This window comes from Streptomyces sp. NBC_00989 (genome assembly GCF_045162655.1).
Classification (GTDB): domain Bacteria; phylum Actinomycetota; class Actinomycetes; order Streptomycetales; family Streptomycetaceae; genus Streptomyces.
In genome coordinates this window covers 6,855,001-6,879,769 of sequence record NZ_CP108728.1, presented here as the reverse complement: position 1 = coordinate 6,879,769, position 24,769 = coordinate 6,855,001, and the positions used below count along the sequence as shown (strand labels likewise).

Sequence of the window (24,769 nt, the reverse complement as noted above, 5' to 3'; positions counted from 1 at the left end):
ATCCCTTGAGGCGCCGCGCCTCGTCACACCGGCCGACAGGTCACCGTCACGCCGCCAGCCGCTCCGCCTCCGCGACGGCCTCCGCCAGCGAGTCCACCACCGGTACGCCGACCACTTCAAGGCTGGCCCGGCTGTGCGAACCGCCGGTGTACAGCACGGCCCGCGCGCCCACGTGCAGGGCGGCCACCGCGTCGTCGGCGGCGTCCCCGATCACGACGGTGCGCGCGGGGTCCACACCGGCCAGCGCCCCGAGGTGCCGCACCATGTGCTCGGCCTTGCTGCCGCCGGAGGGACCGGTGCGCCCGTCGACCCGTATGAAGTGCGGTTCTATCCCGAACTCCCGCACCAGCGGGACGAGTTCGTCATGGCCGTACATGCTGAGGATCGACTGACTGCGGCCCGCGGTCCGCCATCCCGCGAGCAGGTCCGCCGCGCCCTCGGTGAGCCCGCAGACGACGCGGTGCTCGGTGTAGTACCGATGGAAGGTCACGTCCATGACCTCCCACTCGGCGTCGGTGGGCAGCCGCCCCAGCAGCCGCTCGTAGAACTTGGGCACTGGCACGCAGTACAGCGTCCGGTACTCCTCCATCGTGATCGGCGTCAGCCCCAACTCGCCGAACGCCGCGTTCGTCGCCCCGATGATCGCGTCATTGTCGTGGAACAGCGTGCCGTTCCAGTCCCAGACGATGTGCGCGCTTCCTTGCATCCCCATGCCAAAAAAGTACCCGCCGCCACTGACAATCAAGAGAATCGCAGGTCAACAGCGATATCCGGCCGTCCGACCGCTGCCGAGCGGACTCAGTCGGCCAGCCCGATGAGGTTCGGGATCTCCTGCGTCGCGTACCAGAGCAGCTCGTGGTCCTCGGCCCCGTCCACGACGAACTGCGCGTCGTCGTCCCCGCGGTCGGCCGCCGGGAGCGCGTCGGCGGCGGCGCTCACATCGCCCTCCGCGTCACCGAGATCCACATGTACGGCGGCCGCCTTGCCCAGCGCCACGTTTCCGGCCACCCGCACCTCGCCGAGCGCCGCCGGGTCGAGTCCGCGGTCGGGGTCGGCGTGCGCGGTGCCGTCGGGTACGTCGACGGCGACCACGACCCGGCGCCGGGGGGAGTCGGGGTCGGCCGCCAGCAGCCGCAGCGAGGCGAGCGCGGCCCGGTTCAGCGCCGCGTACTCCAACTCCTCGATGTCGTCGGAGAGGTACCACTCACGCAGCGCGGGCGTCACGGCGTACGCGACGAAGGATCCCGTCCCCAGCTCGCCCGTCTTGTACGCCTCGGCGAGACCGGAGAGGGTCAGAGGGACGTAGACGCGCATGGCTGACCGCTTTCGTAGTTCGGAGAGTGCCTCGGGGAGGACGGTTCCGGGGACGGTGCCGCGCCTCCGGGAGGGCCTTCAGGATACGTGCGCGGGTCCCCTATCGAGTCCCCACCCGCACCCTCTGAGGCGTCCACCCCACGCCTGAAATTCACCCGGGACACCCTTGCAGTGACGGGCCTCGGGGCCCCTAAATCACCCGGATAAGTGAACAATCCGACCCCTCCGACCCGCGCCGCCCCTTCCTTGCAACCCCCGCCCATGGCCCCGTACAAGATCCCCAACCACGAAGTTACTTCCCGGTACATCCCGGGCCGACCAAACGGGGACCCTCATGCACAAGGTCATGACCAGGACCGCCCAGCACACCCCGACCCGCCCCCCGACCCGCCGCGACCCCCGCCGCCCGGGCACGGGGGCGCCTCGCGGACAGGGTGAGAGTGCGTCCCGTACGACGACCGGCGAGGCCCTGCCGGACACGTCGGCCGAGGTCGGGGGCTCACTTCCCACGACTCCCGGAACCGGGGCGACCGCCGACTCACGCGCAGCCGCCTCCTCCGCGACACCGGGCCGAGGCGCGGCTCGCCCGGCCCGGGGAGACGGCCGCCCACCGGCCGCTCCGGGCCGTGGCCCTCGTACGCCCGCTGCGGCCACGGCGGGCCGAGGCGCAGTTCGTACGACACCCACGGCCGCGCCGGGCGGGGGCGCGGCCCCGACGGCTCTCGCGCCGTCGCCAGGTCGCGGCTCAACCCCTGCCACGCCCGCTCGCGCCGCAGGCCGAGCCGAACCCCACACCGTGCCCACCCAGGCCGCCCGCAGCCGCGTCCCGCAGCCCCGGCCCACCGACCTCTTCGCGGACCGCCTCCTCGCCGTGCTGAGCGGCCAGCGGCCCGTCCACTGGATGCTCCGGCACACCGCCGGCCGCGCCTACGACGAACTGGCCCGCCTCGCCGAACACGGCCCCCTGCGCGCCACCCGCGGCACGCGCCCGGTGGTTCGGGACATCGGCTACTACGTTGCCCGCGAGGGCGCCGTGGAGGCCTTCGCCCGCATCGGCGCGGGTGACCAGGTGCGGGCCATGGCCTTCCGCCTGGAACGCGGCGCGGACCTCCGCTGGCGCTGCACGGCGGTGGAACTGGGCGGCCCCCGCGCCCCGCACCAGGACGACGACTGAGAAGGCCTGACGGCGGCCCGGGGGCTGCGGCGGACCGGGCTGGCGGCTGGCGGCTGGCGGCTGGCGGCTGGCGGCTGGCGGCTGGCGGCTGGCGGCTGGCGGCTGGCGGCTGGCGAGCAAGGCAACCGCCCGCTGCGCCGGGGAGCGCCCGTCCACGCCGGTCAACGCCCCTGCCGTCCCCACCACGCCCCCGCGCCTGCCCTCACCCCGCACGCACGCGTGCAACCCGCCCGCACGTCAAAGGGCCGGGCACCTTCACGATGCCCGGCCCTTCAAGGTCCTCCACGAAAGAGCGGCGGCCCCGACAAGCTCAACCCCTCACTCGAGGGGCCGCCCGCCGCAGCTCACCGCCCGGCCCGCGGAGCGACCGTCACTTCTTGCGGCGGCTGCCCCGACGCCCCTGCTTGCGGCGCTCCGCGCGCGTGAGGCCGTCCGCCTCGGAGCGCACCGGCTCGTCGTCGCTGGTGAAGTCGCCCTCGACGATGCCGCCCTCGCCGTCCACGGTCGGCGCGGAGAAGTGCAGCCGGTCCGGCCGCTGCGGGGCGTCGAGCCCCTTGGCGCGGATCTCGGGACGGGCGCTCGCCTGCGCGGGCACCGTGTCCTCCTTGTCGAGCGACGGCTTGTCGTCCTCCAGGAGGACTTCCTCGACCTGCTGCTCGACCTGGACCTCCAGGTTGAACAGGTAGCCGGCGGACTCCTCCTTGATGCCGTCCATCATCGCGGTGAACATGTCGAAGCCCTCGCGCTGGTACTCGACCAGCGGGTCCTTCTGGGCCATCGCGCGCAGGCCGATGCCCTCCTGGAGATAGTCCATCTCGTAGAGGTGCTCGCGCCACTTGCGGTCCAGGACCGACAGCACGACACGGCGCTCCAGCTCACGCATGATCTCGGAGCCGAGCTGCTCCTCGCGCTCCTTGTACTGCTCGTGGATGTCGTCCTTGATGGACTCGGAGATGAACTCGGCGGTCAGACCGGCCCGGTCCCCGGCCGCCTCCTCCAGCTCCTCCACGGTGACCTTCACCGGGTAGAGCTGCTTGAACGCGCCCCACAGCCGGTCGAGGTCCCAGTCCTCCGGGAAGCCCTCGGCGGTCTCCGCGGTGATGTACGCGTCGATCGTGTCGTCCATGAAGTGCACGATCTGCTCCTGCAGGTCCTCACCCTCCAGGACGCGGCGGCGCTCGCCGTAGATGACCTCGCGCTGGCGGTTGAGGACCTCGTCGTACTTGAGGACGTTCTTGCGGGTCTCGAAGTTCTGCTGCTCGACCTGCGACTGGGCGGACGCGATCGCGCGCGTGACCATCTTGTTCTCGATCGGCACGTCGTCCGGAACGTTCGCCATCGACATGACGCGCTCGACCATCTGGGCCTTGAAGAGCCGCATCAGGTCGTCACCGAGGGAGAGGTAGAAGCGGGACTCGCCCGGGTCGCCCTGTCGGCCGGAGCGACCACGCAGCTGGTTGTCGATACGACGCGACTCGTGCCGCTCGGTGCCGAGGACGTAGAGGCCTCCGAGGTCCTTGACCTCCTCGAACTCGTCCTTGACCGCCTGCTCGGCCCTCTCCAGAGCGTTGGGCAGGGCCTGGGCCCACTCCTCGATGTGCTCCTCGGGGTCGAGGCCCTGCTGGCGCAGCTCCGCCTCGGCGAGGTCGTCGGGGTTGCCGCCGAGCTTGATGTCCGTACCACGGCCGGCCATGTTGGTAGCGACCGTCACGGCACCCTTGCGGCCGGCCTGGGCGATGATCGGCGCCTCACGGTCGTGCTGCTTCGCGTTCAGCACTTCGTGCTGGATGCCGCGCTTGGCGAGCTGCTGCGAGAGGTACTCGGACTTCTCGACCGACGTCGTACCGACGAGGATCGGCTGGCCCTTCTCGTGCTTCTCGGCGATGTCGTCGACGACCGCCTCGAACTTCGCGACCTCGGTGCGGTAGATCAGGTCGGACTGGTCCTTGCGGACCATCGGCCGGTTGGTCGGGATCGGGACGACGCCGAGCTTGTAGATCTGGTGGAACTCGGCGGCCTCGGTCATCGCCGTACCGGTCATGCCCGAGAGGTTGCTGTAGAGGCGGAAGAAGTTCTGCAGGGTGATCGTGGCGAGCGTCTGGTTCTCGTCCTTGATGTCCACCCCTTCCTTCGCCTCGATCGCCTGGTGCATGCCCTCGTTGTAGCGGCGGCCGGCGAGGATACGGCCGGTGTGCTCGTCGACGATCATGACCTCGCCGTCGATGACGACGTAGTCCTTGTCCTTCTTGAAGAGCTCCTTCGCCTTGATGGCGTTGTTCAGGTAGCCCACCAGCGGGGTGTTCACCGACTCGTAGAGGTTGTCGATGCCCAGCCAGTCCTCGACCTTGGTGACACCGCCCTCGTGGATGGCCACCGTGCGCTTCTTCTCGTCGACGTCGTAGTCGCCCGTGTCCTCCAGGCCCTTGAGCGAGTTACCGGCCTCGCCCTTCTTCAGGCGGGTGACGAGCTTGGCGAAGTCGCCGTACCACTTGGTGGCCTGGTCGGCCGGACCGGAGATGATCAGCGGCGTACGGGCCTCGTCGATGAGGATGGAGTCGACCTCGTCGACGATCGCGAAGTTGTGGCCGCGCTGCACCAGTTCGTCCTGCGACCACGCCATGTTGTCGCGCAGGTAGTCGAAGCCGAACTCGTTGTTCGTGCCGTAGGTGATGTCGCACGCGTACTGCTCACGACGCTGGGTCGGCGTCATGTTGGCGAGGATGCAGCCGACCTCCAGGCCCAGAAACTTGTGGATGCGGCCCATCATCTCGGAGTCGCGCTCGGCCAGGTAGTCGTTGACCGTGATGATGTGGACGCCGTCTCCGGAGAGGGCGTTCAGATACGCGGGGAGGGTGCCGACCAGGGTCTTGCCCTCGCCGGTCTTCATCTCGGCGACGTAGCCGAGGTGCAGGGCCGCGCCGCCCATCATCTGCACGTCGTAGTGGCGCTGGCCGAGGACGCGCTTGGCGGCCTCCCGCACGGTGGCGAACGCCTCGGGCAGCAGGTCGTCCAGGGTCTCACCATCGGCGTAGCGCTGCTTGTACTCCTCGGTGAGGGCCTTCAGCTCGGCGTCGGAGAGGTCGACGAAGTCCTCTTCGATGGAGTTGACCTGGTCCGCGATGCGGTGCAGCTTGCGCAGGATCTTGCCTTCGCCTGCACGCATGATCTTCGAGAGGACGGACACGGGGGTTGGTCTCCTTGCCGGTCGGGCCTGGGACGGTCGGTTTCCAATGACATGACTGAGCAACGGCCATCGTATGCGAGGACCCCGCCACGCCGGGAGCCTGCCGGGGACGCCGACCGTCCACTCCTTCAAATCTGCTTCAAAGGGGACAACGGCCGGGGGTAGCCGATGGTGCCGCGTCCCTCCGAGGAATTGCGCGAAATGTGATCACCCGCTCACGCAGCGCAAAAGGATGGCGTCCTTGTGCGCCCCCGAGCAGAATCGGCCGATGGAACCCGTCACGCTCACGACCGACCGTCTCCTCCTGCGTTCCGTGGGCCCGCAGGACACCGACGTCGTGTATTCCGCCGCCCAGGACCCCGAGATCCAGCGCTGGACGACGATCCCCTCGCCCTACCTCCTGGAGCACGCGCAGAGTTTCACCGAACAACTGGTCCCGGAGGGCTGGGCGAACAGTTCGATGTTCACCTTCGGTGTCTTTCTCCCCGAACACCCCGACGAACACCCCGAACTCCCCGAAGGGGAGTTGGTGGGCATGCTCGCCATCACGATGCGCTCCCTGGGCGTCGGCGAGGTCGGCTTCTGGGCCACGAAGGAGCACCGCGGCAACGGCTACATCACCGAGGCCACCGTCGCCGTCTCCCGCTGGGCCTTCACCCGCCTGTCGATCGACCGCGTGGAATGGCGCGCGGAGGTCGGCAACAAGGGCTCCCGCGCGGTGGCCGAACACGCCGGTTTCACCCTCGAAGGCACACTCCGCTCCGCGATCAACAACAAGGGCGTACGACGGGACTGCTGGGTGGGCTCCCTGCTCCCGTCGGACCTGGGCCTGCCGTCGACGGCGCCGTACCTGCCCGCCCAGCGCTGAAGCAGCGACAAATCCCCAGCTCAGCCCGCGTTGTCAGTGCCACCCTCTATCGTGCGGAGACATGACGAGTGCCCCGCGCCCCACGACCGACCTGTCGGCAGCCGACGCCCGCCGCATCGCCCTGCGCGCCCAGGGTTTCCTCGGCGCCCCCGACCGCCGCGCGGGCGTGCGCGGCGTGCTCCGCCATCTCGGCGCGGTCCAGCTCGACACCATCTCGGTCCTCGCCCGCTCCCACGAACTGATCCCGTACGCCCGCCTGGGCGCCGTCCCCCGCAGGACGGTCGAGGACTCGTACTGGACCGAGACGCATGCCTTCGAGTACTGGTCCCACGCCGCGTGCATCCTCCCCGTCGAGGAGTGGCCCCACTTCGCGTTCCGCCGCCGCGCCTACCGCAGCCGCCCGCACTGGAACCACGACCTCCCCGACGGCACCTACGAGCAGGTCATCAAGCAGCTCCGCGCCGAAGGCCCGCTCACCTCAACGGAGTTGGGCGGCGCCAAGCGCACCAGCGAGTGGTGGGACTGGTCCGGCGCCAAGGTCGCCGTCGAGCGCGCGCTCATGTACGGCGAGGTGGTGTGCGTGGAGCGCCGTGGCTGGAAGCGGGTCTACGACCTCGCCGAGCGCGCGATCCCGCAGGCGCTGCTGCACGACGAGCTGGATGACACCGAGTGCCTCCGCCGCCTGGTCACCCTGGCGGGCCAGTCCTTGGGCGTCGGCACGCGCGCGGACATCGCCGACTACCACCGCCTCAAGGGCGAGCAGGTCGACGCGGTGATCGCCGACTCGGGCCTGGTCCCCGTCACGGTCGAGGGCTGGGGCAAACCCGCCTGGGCCGACCCGGCGGCCCTGGAGACACCCCCGCGCGGCCGCCACCGCACCACACTCCTGTCCCCGTTCGACTCCCTGATCTGGGAGCGGGCCCGCACGGAGCGCATCTTCGGCTTCACCCACCGCCTGGAGGCCTACGTCCCCAAGCCGAAGCGGATCTACGGCTATTTCGCGATGCCGGTGCTCGCCGGAGGCCGGCTGGTCGGTCGCGTCGACCCCGCACGCGAGGGCCGCACCCTGGTGGCCAAGCAGGTCACCCTGGACAGCGTGAAGGACGTCCCGTCCGTGGCCCAGGCGCTGGTCGAGGCCGCGAGCTGGGTGGACTGCACGGACGTACGCGTGGAGCGGGTGGACGCCCCCGAGCTGCGCGCCCCCCTCACCAGGGAACTCGTCCGTCTCCTGGCATGAGGGACACCTGGCCCGAGGGTCAGCGGATCTCGAGGATCTTCTCCCGCATCGCGTAGACGACCGCCTCCATCCTGGAGTGCAGCTGCAGCTTCTCCAGGATGTTGCGCACATGGTTCTTCACGGTGTTCTCGGAGATGAACAACTGCTTGGCGATATCGCGGTTGTTCATTCCGGTGGCGACGAGTTTGAGAACCTCCAGCTCACGGTCGGTGAGCCGGGGTGCGGGCACCAGTCGGCGCTCGTCGGTGCGCTGGATCATCGACTTGAACTCGGTGAGGAGTTTCGACGCCATGGAGGGGCTGATCTGCGACTGCCCGTCGGCCACGGCGCGAATGGCGGTGGCCACTTCGTCGGTCGAGATCTCCTTGAGGAGATAACCCGTCGCGCCCGCCTTGATCGCGTCGTAGAGATCGGCCTCTTCGTCGCTGATCGTGAGCATGATGATCTTCGCGCTGGGTGCGACCTCCTTGATGGAGGTGCACGCCTCGATCCCGCCCCGCTTCGGCATCCGTACGTCCATCAGGACGATGTCCGGCAGCAGATCGGCGGCCTTGTCCACGGCCTCGGCGCCGTCGCCCGCCTCACCGACGACCTGGATGTCCTCCTCGGCCGCCAGCACGATCTCCAGGCCGCGGCGGAAGAGGGCGTGGTCGTCCACGACAAGGACTCTGATCGGCTCCTTGCGTGTCGAGCCCGCTTCCGGGCCCATGCCGACGACGCCGCCGTCGGCATCCCCGACATGCATCGGTCCGAAGCTGTCCGCCATCGTTCCTCCCCCTGAAGGCTGTGGCCTGTGGTCCTGTGCCATCGCCAACCCAAGGCAGCGGCCCACCGGTTGGGCCTGTACGGCCATGATTCCATGCCCGGACGACAGTGCGGTCACGGAGCGGGGCGCGAAGTGGTCGCACACCGGTGCCCCTGGGGGCGCACACGCGCTCCAGGGGCACCGGCTCAGCTGTCTGCCGGGTGGGTCAGCCGCCCAGCGTGCCGCCGGCCGCGGGCGGTTGCGCCTGCGTGACCATCGGGTCCGTGCTGAGGTGGATGACGCCGTAGTCGTAGGCGTGCCGTCGGTAGACGACGCTCGGTTCCTTGGTCTCGGAGTCGACGAACAGGTAGAAGTCGTGTCCGACCAGTTCCATCTCGTAGAGCGCCTGGTCGAGGGACATCGGAGAGGCGACGTGGGTCTTCTCGCGGACGACGAGGGGGCCTTCGCCCTTGACCTCCAGCGAGCCGATCTTCTTGGTGGGCACACCGTCCGACTGCTCGTCCGGGACGGCGTGGCCGTTGCCGTTGAGCGTCGCGGCGCCCGGGACATGGTCGGGGACCTCGGCGGCGGTGAGCCGACGGGCACCGCGGCGTGTGTTGCGCTTGTCGTGCTGCTTGCGCAGCCGGGCGTCCAGCTTCTCCGCCGCGAGGTCGAGTGCCGCGTACGGATCGTTGGCCGATGCCTCCGCCCGGATCACCGGACCGCGGGAGCGGAGCGTGATCTCCACTCGGTCACAGCGGTCGGCCTGTCGGGGGTTCGGCTCCTTGGACACCTCCACGTCGAGGCTGATCACCTTGCCGTCGAGCTTCTGGATCTTCTCCAGCTTCAGCTTCTCGGCCACGTGCTTGCGGAACCGCTCGGGCACCTCGGTCTTGCGGCCCTTGACGACGATGTCCACGCAGAACTCCGTTCCCGGATCGCTCCGCTTCGCTGCGGAGCGTCTCCCTTTCGCACCAGGCTCCGGTCACCCCGGACCCTCGGACTCGGTGACTTCCACCTCCTCCTCCCCCATGGGCAAGATCTCCACCCCATGGCCGCGGGTGATTGCAGAAAACCCGCAGCACGGCATTCGGATAGGAGAGGTGCGGCCTGCGCCTTTCTCTCACAACCGAACATATCTCGCCCGGACGGATGTCGTCACCCTCTACTGCGGCGTACCTCCGTTCAGGTGAATTGCCCCTGTCATTACCTGCAACGACGCAAGTTCACAGTCAGTTCCGGTTTATTTCGAAGGAATCCGGCGACGCAGCGATCACCGCCGCGCAGATCAGGTCAGCGGGTCCGTTCACACCCGTGATTCCCGGTGCACTGAGTGCCATGTTCCTCCCGTTCTCCATTGATCTCTCGTTGTGTTCCCCTCTGCCTTCCCGGGACACACCCATGTACACAGCGGCACTTGCGCCAACTTCTCCGCCGCCCGAGATCGCCTCCCGTACGGCACGCGCCGCCTCCCTCAAGGAGGCCCCGGTCGTCATCACGTCGTCGACGAGCACCACCGGACCACCCGCGAGCAACCGGGCACCGCCCGCGACCACCTCCAGCGCACCCGCGAGATTGCCCATCCGCTCCCGCGAGTTGAGCCCCGCCTGATCGGCCACTCGCCGCCGCTGCCGCAACACGGCCACCACCCGAGCCGGCGTCCCGGTCCGCCGCAACTCCCCCGCCGCCGCGAGCGCGATCCGCCGAGCCGGATCATGCCCTCGCGCCCGCACGGCGCCCCGGGCAGAGGGCACGGGGACGAGCAGCACAGGCGCCTGACTGTGACTCCGGGACGGGGCGCGACGGACGGGCATACGCTGCCCGACCTGCATCCGCTGCCCGCCTTGCACGTGCTGCCCGACCTGAGCCTGCTGCTGCCCTGCTTGAGCCTGCCTAGCTCGCGCCTGGCCTGCCCGAGGCTGCGCGGTCCGAGCCTGGCCGACCTGAGCAGCCTGCCCTTGCCCTGCCCGCGCCTGATCCCGGCCACCCTGCGACGGTTGCCCCGCCTCCATCGGCCCGACCCGCACCTGCCGCTGCCCTGCTTGAGCCTGGCCGCCACCCTGACCTGGCCACGGCTGCGCGGCCTGCGCCTGATCCCGGCCACCCTGCGCCTGCTGCCCTGCCTCAACTCGCCCGACCTGAACTCGCCGCATCTGAACCCGCCGCATCCGACGCTGCCTCGCCCGAGCCTGCCTCACCTGCAGATCCCCCGCGTGAGCCAGCCGTGCCTGCGACTCGCCCGCCTGAGCCTGATCTGCCTGTGCCTCCCCGGCCTGAGACCGACCCCCTTGTCCCGTACCAAGCCCGAAGACCGCCTGCTGTCCCACCGGGACGCCACCAGGCCCGACACCTCCCGACCGCACGATCCGCACCCCACCGAGTCCCGTCGACCGCCCGGACCCCACGTCACCAGACCCCGAAGCCGCCCACGTCATGCCGCGCTCGGTATCAGGCCCCTCCTCCGCCGACCGGGCCCACACCCGGTCGAGCCCCGTGCCGACCGATCGCCCGCCCTGTCCACCTCCGGCCTCACCTCCGGCCTCACCTCCGGCCTCACCTCCGGCCCCGGCAACCCCTGACCACACAACTCGCCCACCATCGGCCCCGGCATCTCCCCCACCGCACCCCAGCCCCGCTGCCACACCTTCACCCCGTCCACTCTCACCACCCCCGCCACACTCCTCACCCAGCTCCCCAAACCCCGACGCCAAGCCCCCGTCACCGCCGTCGCTCTCCTCCCCCCGCACCCCAAGCCCCGATACCAGGACCAGGCCCCCGTCCGCCCCCCTCAAACCACTCCCCACCCCGCACTCCCAAAGCCCCACCCGCACAGCCCCCGCCAGCGCCGCACCCAACGCCCCCGCAAGGCCCAGCGCCCCCCGTTCCTTATGAGCGAGGAGCACCGCGCGCACCTCGTCCGCGTAAGGAGCCGCCGCATAGGTCGCCGGCAGCCCGGTCGGCTCGGGCGTCGGTCGTACCCGGCTCGGTACGGCCCCGTTCAGAGCCGCACGGCACTCCGGGCAGAGCACCGTGCGAGGCCTGCCGCAGCCTCCGCACTCGGCCGGCAGCACCAGATCCGTAAGGTCGCGCCACCACCCCCGCATGCCCACCACTGTGCCAACGCCCCGCCCGACCGGCCACCCCTGTGGACAACGGCCTGTGGACAACTCCGCACAACCGTCAAGAGCCGTCACCCACACGAGTGCACAGCCACCCGGAACAGCCGCCAGCCACCCCGGAACACACGAACGGCCGCCTCCACCGAGCCTCAGCCCGACCGGAGACGGCCGCTTTCAGCCCGCCACCTCAATGCCTCGACACGTCAACGCGTCAATGCGTCAACGCCTCACCCCGGATAGACCGGCGCCGACCCCGTCTTGACCACCTTCTGCCACTGCGCCCCGCTGGACAGCCGTACGATCCCGTCCTCCGAGTAGGCCACCAGCGGCAGCTTGTCGTCCTCGGACGCGGCGATCTCCTTCACCCCGGTCAGCGCCGCGGGCGCCGGACCCTCCGGTGTGGAGCCGTCGACCTGGACGTACCGCATCTGCAGCACGCCTTCGTGCTCGCGCCCCACCACCACAAGTCGGCTGTCCCCGGCCCACGACATGGCCGTGATCTCCTCCAGGTCCGGGGTGACGGACCGCAGTTCGAGCACCGAGATCACCGGGGTCTCCCCCACCGCCCCGACCCGCTGGATCCGCCCGACGAGCAGGGACCGCTTGCCGTTCTTCTCCACGACGAGCGCGATCCGCACCCCGTCGGCGGCCACCCGTACCGACTCGATACGGCCGTCCAGCCCCGGCATCTCCACCGCTATCGGCTGCCCCGCGCCCTTCTGCAGCAGGAGCAGCCGCGGCTTCTTAGGGTCCCGGTCGGCCACCCAGAGGTCGCCCTGCGCGTCCCAGCTGGGAGCCGTCAGCCGGTCGGCCTCCGTCGCGCCCTGGCTGGTCAGCACGGGGTCCCCGAGCGAGGCACCGGACACCATCGACCCGACGTAGAGCGACTTCCCGTCGAGACTCACCCCGGCCCCGGCCTCCTCGTCGCGCGACACCGCCACCGACCGCAGCTGCTTGTCGCCCTCGCCCAGCGCGCCCGGCACCGGATCGGCGTGCGAGCCGCCGGCGGTCATCCGCACCACGCGGTGCTTGTCGTCGAGGAAGTACAGGTACGTGGGCCGGTTCACGGCACCGTGTGCCGCGAGGGTGTCCGCGTCGCTCTCCTTGTAGACGCACAACTGCGCGCCGTTGGCGGCCTGCAGCTCGACCTCGTCCACCGTGGGCGTCATGGTCCGGAGCGTGTAGAGGATCTGCGTGGCCATCTCGTCGCACCGAGCCAGCCCCACCCGCGAGGCCTTCTGGTTCAACGGAACCGTCAGCTTGTTCGTGTCGTCGGGCGTCAGCGAGGTGACCCCCTTCCGCAGCGCCGTCCCGGTGGGGAAGCTCGACCTGACCACGGGCCCGAGCCAACTGGTGGGCCCGTTCAGGAGCGACCTCACCATCTGCGTCACGGGGTCCACCCGCCGCCGTACGAACACGGGGTCGGCGACCGCGATCGGCTGCGAGCTCGCCCCTACCGAGGTGTTCGACGCGAAGTAGTACTTATTGACCGACATGTAGTTGCGCTGGAAGTCCGACTCGCCCATGACGACGCCCTGCGGCAGATCGTCGATGCGCCACTGGCCGCTCTTCGCGTCCTTCGTCAGGTGTACGGCCTTGCTGTACTTCCCGTCCGCCGGCGTGTACGCCTGCTGCGAGTCCACCGTGGCGACCCTGTCGCCTGCCAGGGTGTACGTGAAGGTGCCGGTGTCCTCCCGGCCGACCGGGGGACGGACGGCCTCCGTGCTCGGCCCGTCGGCGAGCACCGTCGTGGACAGCTCCGGATGCCAGCCCCGCGCGGCCTTGGCGGACAGGTACATGCGCGCCGTCTTGTAGCTCGGATCGTCGCTGGTCAGCGCCTCCAGGAAGCCCTGCACGATCTCCCCCTGCGACGCGTCCTCCCGGGGCGGCATCGCGAAAACGCGCACCTGGGTGTCCTGTCGCGGCGTCGACTCGACCCCCCGGAGATCCCCGCTGTCGGGCATCGAGGCACAACCCGCCAGTACTACGACGCCGCACGCGACGTACGCCGCCGCGCGTGCCGGCCTGCGCCGGGCGCCCCCCGCGCGGTCAGCGCCCACGAGATGCCTCCCCCTGCTTGTTCGAGTCCTCCGGCACGGCGGCCGGGTCCGTGCTGCCCGCGGCCTCGCTCCGAGCCGGATCCGCGGACGCCCTGTCCTCCTGCCGGCGGGTGCCGCCGGTCGGCCGGGGCACCACGCGCGCGCCGTTGCCGGGCAGCGCCGTCGGGTCCGCTGTCGGAGTCGTGCCGCTCAGCCTCGGCGCGATCGGGTTCCGCGCGGGTATCGGCGACACCTGGTCGCCCATCGGCTGCACCGGGACCGTCGCACGCTTGTCCCCGCCCCCGCTCGGCAGCCCCGCGTCGCTGAGTCCGCGGTTACGGCGTGAGTCCTTGGGCTCCAGGGGTATCGGCGACCCCCGTAGCGGTTCGTCCGCGGTCCGCGGCAGCGTCAGCCGGAACTGCGAACCGCCGCCCGGCTCACCCCACGCCTGCAGCCAGCCACCGTGCAGCCGCGCGTCCTCCAGGGCGATGGACAGCCCCAGACCCGTACCACCGGTGGTACGCGCGCGTGCTGGGTCGGCCCGCCAGAAGCGGCTGAACACCCGGGTGGCCTCACCGGGCTTGAGGCCCACCCCGTAGTCGCGCACCGCGATGGCGACCGCCCCGCCCGCGGTGGCGAGCTTGACTATGACGTCCTTGCCGTCGCCGTGCTCCACGGCGTTGACGACGAGATTGCGCAGCACCCGCTCCACCCGCCGGGCGTCGGCCTCGGCAACCACGGGCTGCTGGTCGCCGATGACCCGTATCTGCGTGCCCTTGCGCTCGGCGAGCGGCTCAGCGCCGCTGAGGACCCGCCGTACGACCTCTCTGAGGTCTATCGGCTCGGCCTCCAGGGCAGCCGCGCCCGCGTCGAAGCGGCTGATCTCCAGCAGGTCCGCGAGCAGCGTCTCGAACCGGTCCAGCTGGTCGGCCAGCAGTTCGGCCGACCGCGCGGTCATCGGATCGAAGTCCACGCGCGCGTCGTGGATGACATCGGCCGCCATCCGTACGGTCGTCAGCGGCGTCCGCAGCTCGTGCGACACGTCGGACACGAACCGCCGCTGCATCCGCGAGAGGTCCTCCAGCTGCTGGATCTTCAGCTGGAGGTTCTGCGCCATCTTGTTGAAGGCCTCGCCGAGCCGTGCGATGTCGTCCTCGCCGGTGACCTTCATGCGTTCCTGGAGGCGCCCGGCGGACAGCCGCTCGGCGATCCCGGCGGCCATCCGCACCGGCGTGACGACCTGCCGTACGACAAGCCAGGCGATGGCCCCCAGGAGTACGACGACGAAGAGCCCGGCCGTGGCCAGGGTCCCCTTGACCAGGCTGAGCGACTTCTCCTCCTGGGTGAGCGGGAAGAGGTAGTACAGCTGGTAGGGGTCACCGTTCGGGTCGTTGACCTGCTTGCCGACGACCAGCGCCGGCTGGGAGTCCTTGCCGTTGCTGTAGATGATGCGCGTGTAGCTCTGGGCAGCCGTCGTACGGTCGTTGACCCGCGCCCTCAGGTCCTCGGGCACGCTCGCGGACGGGTCGACGTACCCGGAACCGCGCGGGCTGCGTCCGCCGCCGCTCTCACTGCCCGCGGGCAGTGTCACCACGTCGAAGGCGCCCTGGCCGCCGCTGGACAGCGACGACACGAGGTCGCTCATCCACTGGATGACGTTCTGGGAGGAGTTGCCGCCGGTCCCGGAACCGTCGTCGGCGGTTCCGCTGGCCGCCTCGTCGGCCCGCTGCTTGGCCACGGCGAACCCGCCCGTGGCCTGGCTCTGCGAGGCCTTCACCTTGGCGTCCAGCAGGCCGTTGCGCACCTGCCCGATGACGACGAAGCCCAGCAGCAGGACGACGCCCAGCGACATCAGCAGGGTCGTGACGACGACCTTGAGCTGGATGTTGCGCCGCCACAGCCGCATGACCGGCAGCAGCGGCCGGCGCACCCAGCGCATGAACAGGCGGAGGACCGGGCTGCCCTGGACTCCGCCCTGCAGCAGCCCGCCCTCCAGCAGGCGTCCCCAGCGGGAGCCCGCCGACTTCCGGCCGACAGGCCGCCCCGCGCGGGCCCCGGACCCCCCGGGCGCCGAAGCGGCACTGTCCCTGGACATGTCAGCTCGGTCCCGCCTTGTAACCGACCCCGCGGACGGTCACCACGATCTCCGGCCGCTCCGGGTCCTTCTCGACCTTGGAGCGAAGCCGCTGGACATGCACGTTGACCAGCCGGGTGTCGGCCGCGTGCCGGTAGCCCCAGACCTGCTCCAGGAGCACCTCACGCGTGAACACCTGCCACGGTTTACGGGCCAGCGCGACCAGCAGGTCGAACTCCAGCGGCGTCAGCGCGATCGACTGCCCGTCCCGCTTCACGGAGTGACCGGCCACGTCGATGACCAGATCGCCTATGGCGAGCTGCTCCGGCGCCGGCTCCTCCGACCTCCGCAGCCGCGCCCGGATCCGGGCGACCAGCTCCTTCGGCTTGAACGGCTTCACGATGTAGTCGTCAGCGCCCGACTCCAGGCCCACCACGACATCGACGGTGTCGCTCTTCGCCGTGAGCATCACGATCGGCACCCCGGACTCCGCCCTGATCAGGCGGCACACCTCGATACCGTCCCGTCCGGGCAGCATCAGGTCCAGGAGCACCAGGTCGGGCTTGCTCTCACGGAAAGCGGCCAGCGCCTTGTCGCCGTCGGCTACGAAAGACGGCTCAAAACCTTCACCACGCAACACAATGCCGAGCATCTCGGCCAGTGCGGTGTCGTCATCGACGACAAGGACTCGTCCCTTCATAAACGACATCATCCCATTAACTAAATCGTTACCTGTCGTGACCTGTCACACAGCTCTGCCAGCGCCCCCGCCGTCACGGGCGAAACAGCGCCTTCTTCGGTGACGATCGCCGTCACCAGCTCGGGAGGCGTCACGTCGAACGCCGGGTTGTACGCCTGCGTCCCCAGCGGTGCCACCGGAATCCCGCCTCCCGCTCCCGACACCGTCACTTGGGGTGACGTGATCTCCGTCACTTCAAAGCCGGGGCGCTGCTCCACCTCGATGGACGCCCCGTCCGGCGTGTCCATATCCACCGTCGTCACCGGCGCCACCACGATGAACGGCACATGGTGGTACCGGGCGAGCACGGCGAGCGGATAGCTCCCCACCTTGTTCGCCACCGAACCGTCGGCGGCGATCCGGTCCGCCCCGATCAGTACCGCGTCCACCTCCCCGGCCGCGAACAGAGAGCCCGCCGCGTTGTCCGTGAGCAAGGTGTACGCCATTCCGTTGCGTGCCGCCTCATACGCCGTCAGGCGAGCACCTTGCAGCAACGGACGCGTTTCGTCCACCCACAGCCGCCTCAGCCGCCCGTCCCGGTGCGCCGCGAGCGCCACCGCGAAGGCCGTGCCCTCGCCGCCCGACACCAGCGCCCCGGTGTTGCAGTGGGTCAGAATCCGGTGCCCACCGCCGGGCAGCAACTCGTCCAGCAGGGCCAGCCCGTGCGCGGCCATCCGCGCGCTGGCCTCGGCGTCCTCCCGGTGCAGCAGCCGCGCCGCGGCCAACGCGGCCCCCGCCGCCCGCTCGGCACCGCCTCCCTCGGCGAGCGCCGCCCGGTGCGCGGCCTGAGCCCTGCGCACACCCACGGAGAGGTTCACCGCGGTGGGCCGGGCGCCCGCCAGCGCGATCGCGGCCTCGTCCACGTCGAAGCCCCGCGCGGCGGCGAGCGCGACGCCGTACGCCCCCGCGATGCCGAGCAGCGGCGCCCCGCGCACCGCCAGTGAGCGGATCGCGTCCACCAGCGCGGACGCGTCCGTGCACACCAACTCGACCTCCTCGGCCGGCAGTCTCGTCTGGTCGAGAAGGACCAGCACAGGGCCTTCGGGGGGCTCGTCCCAGCGGATCGCGGGTATCTCGGTCGGCCGGCCGTCCTCGCCGGATTGCGCGTACTGATCAGCCATGCGGTCAGTCTGCCCCGTATCCGGCGGACAATTGAAGGTGTGCAGCCCATACCGCGGCCGGTCACCGCTCGACCACCCCATGGCACGATGGCTGCCAACCTGCCGCCGCGCCCGCGGACGGGCACCGTGAAGGAGCGACGATGAACGACACTCCGGGCTGGGCCTCGCCCGGATCCGCCCCGCCCGACGGGCCCGAGCCCGGCGCGTCCGGTCCCGCCGAGCCGACCGACGGCACCGGCCCCGCACAGCCCGCGGACCAGCCGGGCACGGACCCGTCGGGCCCCGGCCCGCAGTGGTCCAAGGAGCAGCCGCCACCCGCGCAGTGGTCCGCGCCCACCGGCGCCCCCGGCCAGGGCCAGGCACCTCCGCCCCCACCGCCGGGCCCGGGCTGGGGCGGCGGCCACCCCGGCGGTCCGGCCGGCCCCGGAGGCCCTGGGGGCTACGCCGGCCAGGGAGGCTACGGCGGACCCGGCGGTTACGGCGCTCCCGGCGGCTGGGGAGCCGGCTGGGGCGGCCCCCCGCCCGCGGCCAAGCCCGGTGTCATCCCGCTCCGCCCGCTCGGCGTGGGCGAGATCCTCGACGGCGCCGTCTCCACCATGCGCACCTACTGGCGCACGGTCCTGGGCATCTCGCTCACCGTCGCCGTCGTCATGCAGACCGTCGTCGTCCTCGTCCAGGGCTTCGCCTTCAACGACCTCGCCAGCACCCAGGCCCTCGACGACCCGAACGCCAGTGCCTCCGAAGTGACCCGCGCCATGAGCGAGGCCTTCCTCAGCACCGGCGTCGTCTACCTGGTCGTCCTCATCGGCACCGTCGTCGCCACCGCCCTGCTCACCTCGGTCACCAGCCGCGCCGTCCTCGGCAAGCCGGTCACCGCCGGAGAGGCCTGGCGCGACGCCCGCCCCCAGGTGCTCAAGCTGTTCGGCCTGATCTGCCTGCTGATCCTCATGGCCGTCGTCCTGATCGGCGTCCCCACCGTGCCCGGCATCGTCGTGGCCGTCACCGGGTCGCAGGACGCGGGCATCGCCCTCGCCGTCCTCGGCGGTCTCGCCGGCTGTGTCGTCACCCTCTGGCTGGCGATCCGCTTCTCCCTGGCCTCGCCCGCGCTGATGCTGGAGAAGCAGGGCATCGTGAAGTCGATGACCCGCTCCGCGAAGCTGGTGCGCGGCTCCTGGTGGCGGATCTTCGGCATCCAGCTGCTCGCCCAGATCATCGCGAGCATCCTGTCGTCCATCCTCGTCATCCCGTTCGCCTTCATCGCCGGGCTGTTCAGCGGCGACGGCCTCAGCGGCCTCGTGGACGGCACCGGCGACCTCGGCTGGACGTTCCTCATCATCAGCGGCCTCGGCTCGGTGATCGGCCGCATGATCGCGTTCCCGATCACGGCGGGCGTCACCGTGCTCCTGTACATCGACCAGCGCATCCGCCGCGAGGCCCTCGACCTCGACCTGGCCCGCGCCGCCGGCGTCCAGGACTACGGCACCGCCGCCCCCGGCCCCACTCCGGGGAGTTGATGCGGTGAGCCTGGCGGGGGGAGTTCTCACAACGGCACCAGCGGCACTGCCGCGCGCCGTCGAATCGGCGGCGGGGGCACTGCTGCGCGCCCACGGCACAGTCGTACGGTCATCAGCCCTCTCGGGCGACGAGCCGCCGGTGACGATCCCGCGCGACCCCGCGCGGGAGGCGGCCCGGCGTGAACTGTCCAAGCAGATGTACCACGAGAACGACCCCAGCCTGGTGCAGCGGGCCCTGGATGCCATCTGGGACTGGATCGACAAACTGTTCGGCAGGGCATCGGAGGCGACGCCCGGCGGCACACTCGGCCTGGTCGTCGTCATCCTGGCCGTCCTCGCGGTCGGAGCCGCCCTGTGGTGGCGCCTCGGCACCCCGCGCCGCCAACCCGTCTCCACCGCGACCCTGTTCGAGGACGGCCCCCGCAGCGCCGCCGAACACCGCTCGGCCGCCGAGGCACACGCCGCCCAGGGACATTGGAACCCCGCCGTGCAGGAACGCATGCGTGCCATCGTCCGCGCCCTGGAGGAACGGGCCCTGCTCGACGCCCGCCCCGGCCGCACAGCCGACGAGGCGGTCGCGGAAGCAAGCCGCGCGCTGCCCTCGCACACGGCCGAACTGCGCGCCGCCGCCAGGCACTTCGACGACGTGACGTACGGCGGACGCGGCGCGAGCGAGCAGTCGTACCGCCGCATCGCCGAACTCGACCGCGACCTGGAGCGCACCAGGCCCGTCCTCACGAGCAGCGCCCACAGCACGGCCCACCACACCAGCCAGGGGGCCGCCGAATGACCGCGGAGGCCACGCTTCCCGCCACCTCGGCCTCGCCGACCGCCCGCCAGGTGTGGACCCGCGCGCGGGGCATCCTCCTCGCGCTCGTGATCCTCCTCGCGGCCGCCGTGGCGACCGCCGCGATCCGCTCCAACGCCCGGCACGGCGACCTCGACCCGCGCTCCGCCGACCCCTACGGCAGCCGCGCCGTCGCCGAACTCCTCGGCGACCGGGGCGTGTCCACGCGCGTGGTCACCACCCTGGCCCAGGCCCGCGCCGCGGCCGGCCCGGACACCACCCTCCTGGTCGCCGTCCCCGACCTGCTGACCAACAGTCAACAGTCCGGTCTGCACTCGGCGTTCGCGAACTCCGGCAGCCGTACGGTCCTCGTCGCCCCCGGTCCCGCGTCCCTGCCCCGGCTCGCCCCCGAGGTCACCGCGGACGCCGGGGTCAGCTACGACCCCGCGCTCTCCCCCGACTGCTCCCTGCCCGCCGCCCAGCGCGCGGGCGACGCGGAAACCGGTGACTACAGGTACTCGACCACTGCCACCGACGCCGACGAGTGCTACCCCAGCGACGGCCGACCGACCCTGCTCCGGCTCCCGGACGCGTCCGGGAGCGGCGACACCGTCGTCATCGGCTCGCCCGACACCCTCTTCAACAAGCGTCTCGACAAGCAGGGCAACGCCTCGCTCGCCCTCCAACTCCTCGGCTCCCGCCCCCATCTGGTCTGGTACCTCCCCTCACTGTCGGACACCTCGGCCACCGACTCCGGCAGCCAGAGCTTCTTCGACCTGCTCCCCTCGGGCTGGCTCTGGGGCACCCTGCAACTGCTCATCGCAGCAGGCGTAGCCGCCCTGTGGCGGGCACGCCGACTCGGCCCCCTGGTGCCCGAAAAACTCCCCGTGGCGATCCGCGCCTCCGAAACCGTCGAAGGCCGCGCCCGCCTCTACCGCAAGGCCAACGCCCGCGACCGCGCGGCCAACGCCCTGCGCTCCACCACCCGCACCCGCCTGGCCCCCCTCGTAGGCGTCCCCGTCTCCCAGGCGCACGCGCCCGAAGCCCTGCTCCCCGCGCTCTCCGCCCACCTCCACGGCGACGGACAGACCCTGCACGCCCTCCTCTTCGGCCCGCCGCCCAGCGACGACGCGGCCCTCATCGCACTTGCCGACCAACTCGACGCCCTCGAAAGAGAGGTACGCCGTTCATGATGGACCCGACCACTGACAACGCCGGGACCACGGGGAATCCGGACACCGCCCGAGCCTCCCTCGAGTCCCTGCGCGCCGAGATCGCCAAAGCCGTGGTCGGCCAGGACCCCGCCGTGACCGGCCTCGTCGTCGCCCTCCTCTGCCGCGGACACGTTCTCCTAGAAGGAGTCCCTGGGGTCGCCAAAACGTTGCTCGTCCGAGCCCTCGCATCCGCGCTGGAACTCGACACCAAGCGCATCCAGTTCACCCCGGACCTGATGCCGAGCGACGTCACCGGCTCCCTGGTCTACGACACCCGCTCCGCAGAGTTCCGCTTCCAGCCCGGTCCCGTCTTCACCAACCTCCTCCTCGCGGACGAGATCAACCGCACCCCGCCGAAGACCCAGTCGTCCCTGCTGGAGGCGATGGAGGAACGCCAGGTCACGGTCGACGGCACCGCACGCCCACTCCCCGACCCGTTCCTGGTCGCCGCGACGCAGAACCCCGTCGAGTACGAGGGCACGTACCCCCTCCCCGAGGCCCAACTCGACCGCTTTCTCCTCAAACTGACGATCCCTCTCCCCTCCCGCCAGGACGAGATCGACGTCCTCACCCGCCACGCCGAGGGCTTCAATCCGCGCGACCTGCACGCCGCCGGCCTGCGCCCCGTGGCAGGACCGGCCGACCTCGAAGCAGCCCGCGCGGCCGTCGCCAAGACGACGATCTCCCCCGAAATCACCGCCTACGTAGTCGACATCTGCCGCGCCACCCGCGAATCGCCGTCCCTCACCCTCGGCGTGTCCCCGCGCGGCGCCACAGCCCTCCTGGCCACCTCGCGCGCGTGGGCCTGGCTCACGGGCCGCGACTACGTCATCCCGGACGACGTGAAGGCCCTGGCACTCCCGACGCTCCGCCACCGCGTGCAGCTGCGCCCCGAGGCCGAGATGGAGGGCGTGACGGCGGACTCCGTCATCAACGCGATCCTCGCCCACGTCCCGGTCCCCCGCTGATGGCCCTCACCGGACGCGCCGCCCTCCTCGCGGCCCTGGGCTCCCTCCCCGTAGGCATCTGGGAACCCAGCTGGACGGGCATCCTGGCCGTCAACGCCCCCCTGGCGGTGGCCTGCGCCTGCGACTTCGCCCTGGCCGCCCCGGTACGCCGTCTGAGCCTGACCCGCTCGGGCGACACCTCCGTACGCCTAGGCGAATCAGCCGACGTCACCCTGACGATCACCAACCCGTCCCGCCGCCCACTCCGCGCCCGCATCCGCGACGCCTGGCCCCCCAGCAGCTGGCTCCCCGGCACGGAATTCGCCGCATCCCGCCACCACCTGACGGTCCCGCCCGGCGAACGCCGCCGCCTCACCACCCGCCTACGCCCCACCCGCCGCGGCGACCGCCAAGCAGACCGAGTAACGATCCGTTCCTACGGCCCCCTCGGCCTCCTCACCCGCCAAGGCACCCACGCGGCCCCCTGGGCGGTCCGCGTCCTGCCCCCGTTCACCAGCCGCAAGCACCTCCCCTCGAAGCTCGCCCGCCTGCGCGAACTCGACGGCCGCACCAGCGTGCTGACCCGCGGCGAGGGCACGGAATTCGACAGCCTGCGCGAATACGTCCCCGGCGACGACACCCGCTCCATCGACTGGCGCGCCACCGCCCGCCAGACCACGGTCGCGGTACGCACCTGGCGCCCCGAACGCGACCGCCACATCCTCCTCGTCCTCGACACCGGCCGTACCTCGGCGGGCCGCGTCGGCGACGCCCCCCGCCTCGACGCCTCCATGGACGCAGCCCTGCTCCTGGCAGCCCTGGCATCCCGAGCCGGCGACCGCGTGGACCTCCTCGCCTACGACCGCCGAGTCCGCGCCCTCGTCCAGGGCCGCACGGCACGCGACGTACTCCCGTCACTGGTCAACGCCATGGCGACCCTCGAACCGGAACTCGTCGAAACAGACGCCCGAGGCCTGGCAGCCACCGCGATCCGCACGGCACCCCGCCGCTCCCTGATCGTCCTGCTGACAAGCCTCGACACGGCCCCGGTCGAAGAGGGCCTCCTACCGGTCCTCGCCCAACTCACCCAGCGCCATACGGTTCTGGTGGCATCCGTGGCAGACCCACACATCGCCCGCATGGCCACGGCCCGTGGAAACACCGAGGCGGTCTACGAAGCGGCAGCTGCGGCACGCGCCCAGACCGAACGCGACCGCACCGCGGAAAAACTCCGCCGGGCCGGCGTCACCATCGTCGACGCGACACCGGACGATCTCGCGCCGGCACTGGCGGACGCGTATCTAGCCCTCAAGAGTGCGGGACGCCTGTAATACGGGGCCTGCTTGAAAAAGCAGAGCCCTTTGCAGGACCCCTTAAACGCAGAAAACCCCTGTACCGAATAAACGGTACAGGGGTTTTCGCAATATTTGTTCGGCGGCGTCCTACTCTCCCACAGGGTCCCCCCTGCAGTACCATCGGCGCTGTAAGGCTTAGCTTCCGGGTTCGGAATGTAACCGGGCGTTTCCCTCACGCTATGACCACCGAAACACTATGAAACAGACAACCGCACCATCACCGTGACCATGGCAATGGGGTTGTTCGTGGTTTCAGAACCAACACAGTGGACGCGAGCAACTGAGGACAAGCCCTCGGCCTATTAGTACCGGTCACCTCCAGCGGTTACCCGCCTTCCAGATCCGGCCTATCAACCCAGTCGTCTACTGGGAGCCTTAACCCCTCAAGGGGGTGGGAACACTCATCTCGAAGCAGGCTTCCCGCTTAGATGCTTTCAGCGGTTATCCCTCCCGAACGTAGCCAACCAGCCATGCCCTTGGCAGAACAACTGGCACACCAGAGGTTCGTCCGTCCCGGTCCTCTCGTACTAGGGACAGCCCTTCTCAATGTTCCTGCGCGCGCAGCGGATAGGGACCGAACTGTCTCACGACGTTCTAAACCCAGCTCGCGTACCGCTTTAATGGGCGAACAGCCCAACCCTTGGGACCGACTCCAGCCCCAGGATGCGACGAGCCGACATCGAGGTGCCAAACCATCCCGTCGATATGGACTCTTGGGGAAGATCAGCCTGTTATCCCCGGGGTACCTTTTATCCGTTGAGCGACGGCGCTTCCACAAGCCACCGCCGGATCACTAGTCCCGACTTTCGTCCCTGCTCGACCCGTCGGTCTCACAGTCAAGCTCCCTTGTGCACTTACACTCAACACCTGATTGCCAACCAGGCTGAGGGAACCTTTGGGCGCCTCCGTTACTCTTTAGGAGGCAACCGCCCCAGTTAAACTACCCATCAGACACTGTCCCTGATCCGGATCACGGACCCAGGTTAGACATCCAGCACGACCAGACTGGTATTTCAACGACGACTCCCCCTGAACTGGCGTCCAGAGTTCACAGTCTCCCAGCTATCCTACACAAGCCGAACCGAACACCAATATCAAACTGTAGTAAAGGTCCCGGGGTCTTTCCGTCCTGCTGCGCGAAACGAGCATCTTTACTCGTAGTGCAATTTCACCGGGCCTATGGTTGAGACAGTCGAGAAGTCGTTACGCCATTCGTGCAGGTCGGAACTTACCCGACAAGGAATTTCGCTACCTTAGGATGGTTATAGTTACCACCGCCGTTTACTGGCGCTTAAGTTCTCAGCTTCGCCACCCCGAAGAGTGACTAACCGGTCCCCT

General features: G+C 70.2%; 18 protein-coding genes, 2 rRNA genes and 1 pseudogene (1 of these 21 cut by a window edge). 8 read left to right on the top strand and 13 right to left on the bottom strand.

The window, feature by feature from the left end; all coding sequences use genetic code 11:
* Positions 1-46: 46 nt before the first annotated feature.
* Together OG714_RS30640 and OG714_RS30635 are read right to left on the bottom strand one after the other, a co-directional pair.
* Positions 47-712 carry an HAD family hydrolase gene (locus OG714_RS30640; RefSeq protein WP_406125795.1) on the bottom strand — a complete coding sequence of 222 codons (666 nt, stop codon included), beginning with the start codon at positions 710-712 and terminating at the stop codon, positions 47-49.
* Between the two features lie 86 nt (positions 713-798).
* Complete coding sequence (locus OG714_RS30635) at positions 799-1,314, bottom strand: DUF6912 family protein (protein WP_406125793.1); 516 nt, start codon at positions 1,312-1,314, stop codon at positions 799-801.
* Positions 1,315-2,110: 796 nt separating this feature from the next.
* Between OG714_RS30635 and OG714_RS30630 the strand changes: the two genes are divergently transcribed.
* Positions 2,111-2,488: an Rv3235 family protein gene (locus OG714_RS30630; protein WP_406125791.1), complete on the top strand. Its 378-nt coding sequence runs from the start codon at positions 2,111-2,113 to the stop codon at positions 2,486-2,488.
* A gap of 370 nt (positions 2,489-2,858) precedes the next feature.
* Here OG714_RS30630 and secA read toward each other — a convergent pair whose 3' ends face one another.
* Positions 2,859-5,672: a preprotein translocase subunit SecA gene (secA, locus tag OG714_RS30625; RefSeq protein ID WP_406125789.1), complete on the bottom strand. Its 2,814-nt coding sequence runs from the start codon at positions 5,670-5,672 to the stop codon at positions 2,859-2,861.
* Between the two features lie 268 nt (positions 5,673-5,940).
* Here secA and OG714_RS30620 point away from each other — a divergent pair, with 268 nt between their 5' ends.
* On the top strand, positions 5,941-6,540 hold the full coding sequence (locus OG714_RS30620; RefSeq protein WP_406125787.1) for a GNAT family N-acetyltransferase: 600 nt from the start codon (positions 5,941-5,943) through the stop codon (positions 6,538-6,540).
* Positions 6,541-6,601: 61 nt separating this feature from the next.
* Positions 6,602-7,777 (top strand): winged helix-turn-helix domain-containing protein, encoded by a 1,176-nt coding sequence (locus OG714_RS30615; protein WP_406125785.1) that lies wholly within the window; start codon positions 6,602-6,604, stop codon positions 7,775-7,777.
* A gap of 19 nt (positions 7,778-7,796) precedes the next feature.
* Here the strand turns inward: OG714_RS30615 and OG714_RS30610 are convergent, their stop codons facing one another.
* The 8 genes and pseudogenes from OG714_RS30610 to mtnA form a co-directional block, all read right to left on the bottom strand.
* Positions 7,797-8,543, bottom strand: a complete 747-nt coding sequence (locus OG714_RS30610; RefSeq protein WP_033287181.1) for a response regulator transcription factor — start codon at positions 8,541-8,543, stop codon at positions 7,797-7,799.
* Positions 8,544-8,748: 205 nt separating this feature from the next.
* Positions 8,749-9,441: a ribosome hibernation-promoting factor, HPF/YfiA family gene (gene hpf, locus OG714_RS30605; protein ID WP_019056767.1), complete on the bottom strand. Its 693-nt coding sequence runs from the start codon at positions 9,439-9,441 to the stop codon at positions 8,749-8,751.
* Between the two features lie 313 nt (positions 9,442-9,754).
* Positions 9,755-10,549 (bottom strand): ComF family protein, encoded by a 795-nt coding sequence (locus OG714_RS30600; protein ID WP_406132016.1) that lies wholly within the window; start codon positions 10,547-10,549, stop codon positions 9,755-9,757.
* Positions 10,550-11,305: 756 nt separating this feature from the next.
* A pseudogene (locus OG714_RS30595) lies at positions 11,306-11,626 on the bottom strand (ComF family protein); the annotation flags it as partial.
* Between the two features lie 242 nt (positions 11,627-11,868).
* Positions 11,869-13,701 carry an LpqB family beta-propeller domain-containing protein gene (locus OG714_RS30590; protein WP_406125782.1) on the bottom strand — a complete coding sequence of 611 codons (1,833 nt, stop codon included), beginning with the start codon at positions 13,699-13,701 and terminating at the stop codon, positions 11,869-11,871.
* Positions 13,691-15,775, bottom strand: a complete 2,085-nt coding sequence (mtrB, locus tag OG714_RS30585) for an MtrAB system histidine kinase MtrB (RefSeq protein ID WP_406125780.1) — start codon at positions 15,773-15,775, stop codon at positions 13,691-13,693. Before mtrB ends, OG714_RS30590 begins: the two co-directional genes overlap by 11 nt.
* A 1-nt stretch (position 15,776) precedes the next feature.
* The gene (mtrA, locus tag OG714_RS30580; protein ID WP_187284748.1) at positions 15,777-16,466 is read right to left on the bottom strand and encodes a two-component system response regulator MtrA; all 690 of its coding nucleotides are present in this window, start codon (positions 16,464-16,466) and stop codon (positions 15,777-15,779) included.
* Positions 16,467-16,474: 8 nt separating this feature from the next.
* On the bottom strand, positions 16,475-17,614 hold the full coding sequence (mtnA, locus tag OG714_RS30575) for an S-methyl-5-thioribose-1-phosphate isomerase (protein WP_406125777.1): 1,140 nt from the start codon (positions 17,612-17,614) through the stop codon (positions 16,475-16,477).
* Between the two features lie 140 nt (positions 17,615-17,754).
* Between mtnA and OG714_RS30570 the strand changes: the two genes are divergently transcribed.
* The 5 genes from OG714_RS30570 to OG714_RS30550 are packed head-to-tail and all read left to right on the top strand — an operon-like array spanning position 17,755 to position 23,407.
* On the top strand, positions 17,755-19,128 hold the full coding sequence (locus OG714_RS30570; RefSeq protein ID WP_406125775.1) for a hypothetical protein: 1,374 nt from the start codon (positions 17,755-17,757) through the stop codon (positions 19,126-19,128).
* Between the two features lie 4 nt (positions 19,129-19,132).
* Complete coding sequence (locus OG714_RS30565; RefSeq protein ID WP_406125774.1) at positions 19,133-19,918, top strand: DUF4129 domain-containing protein; 786 nt, start codon at positions 19,133-19,135, stop codon at positions 19,916-19,918.
* Entirely contained in the window at positions 19,915-21,108 is a 1,194-nt protein-coding gene (locus tag OG714_RS30560) for a DUF4350 domain-containing protein (RefSeq protein WP_406125772.1), read from the top strand. Before OG714_RS30565 ends, OG714_RS30560 begins: the two co-directional genes overlap by 4 nt.
* Entirely contained in the window at positions 21,108-22,097 is a 990-nt protein-coding gene (locus tag OG714_RS30555; protein ID WP_406125770.1) for an AAA family ATPase, read from the top strand. Before OG714_RS30560 ends, OG714_RS30555 begins: the two co-directional genes overlap by 1 nt.
* The gene (locus OG714_RS30550) at positions 22,097-23,407 is read left to right on the top strand and encodes a DUF58 domain-containing protein (RefSeq protein ID WP_406125769.1); all 1,311 of its coding nucleotides are present in this window, start codon (positions 22,097-22,099) and stop codon (positions 23,405-23,407) included. The genes OG714_RS30555 and OG714_RS30550 overlap by 1 nt, the downstream gene beginning before the upstream one ends.
* Before the next feature lie 98 nt (positions 23,408-23,505).
* Here the strand turns inward: OG714_RS30550 and rrf are convergent.
* Positions 23,506-23,622, bottom strand: a 5S ribosomal RNA gene (gene rrf, locus OG714_RS30545).
* Between the two features lie 91 nt (positions 23,623-23,713).
* Positions 23,714-24,769 (bottom strand): 23S ribosomal RNA (locus OG714_RS30540) (it continues 2,067 nt past the right edge of the window).

Bases quoted from the DNA above. Each gene is read 5' to 3' on its own strand.
- OG714_RS30550 (WP_406125769.1), top strand. From the start codon at position 22,097: ATGGCCCTCACCGGACGCGCCGCCCTCCTCGCGGCCCTGGGCTCCCTC.
- OG714_RS30570 (WP_406125775.1), top strand. From the start codon at position 17,755: ATGAACGACACTCCGGGCTGGGCCTCGCCCGGATCCGCCCCGCCCGAC.
- OG714_RS30640 (WP_406125795.1), bottom strand. From the start codon at position 712: ATGGGGATGCAAGGAAGCGCGCACATCGTCTGGGACTGGAACGGCACG.
- mtrA (WP_187284748.1), bottom strand. From the start codon at position 16,466: ATGATGTCGTTTATGAAGGGACGAGTCCTTGTCGTCGATGACGACACC.
- mtnA (WP_406125777.1), bottom strand. From the start codon at position 17,614: ATGGCTGATCAGTACGCGCAATCCGGCGAGGACGGCCGGCCGACCGAG.
- mtrB (WP_406125780.1), bottom strand. From the start codon at position 15,775: ATGTCCAGGGACAGTGCCGCTTCGGCGCCCGGGGGGTCCGGGGCCCGC.
- OG714_RS30610 (WP_033287181.1), bottom strand. From the start codon at position 8,543: ATGGCGGACAGCTTCGGACCGATGCATGTCGGGGATGCCGACGGCGGC.
- OG714_RS30615 (WP_406125785.1), top strand. From the start codon at position 6,602: ATGACGAGTGCCCCGCGCCCCACGACCGACCTGTCGGCAGCCGACGCC.
- OG714_RS30635 (WP_406125793.1), bottom strand. From the start codon at position 1,314: ATGCGCGTCTACGTCCCTCTGACCCTCTCCGGTCTCGCCGAGGCGTAC.
- OG714_RS30555 (WP_406125770.1), top strand. From the start codon at position 21,108: ATGGACCCGACCACTGACAACGCCGGGACCACGGGGAATCCGGACACC.
- OG714_RS30620 (WP_406125787.1), top strand. From the start codon at position 5,941: ATGGAACCCGTCACGCTCACGACCGACCGTCTCCTCCTGCGTTCCGTG.
- OG714_RS30560 (WP_406125772.1), top strand. From the start codon at position 19,915: ATGACCGCGGAGGCCACGCTTCCCGCCACCTCGGCCTCGCCGACCGCC.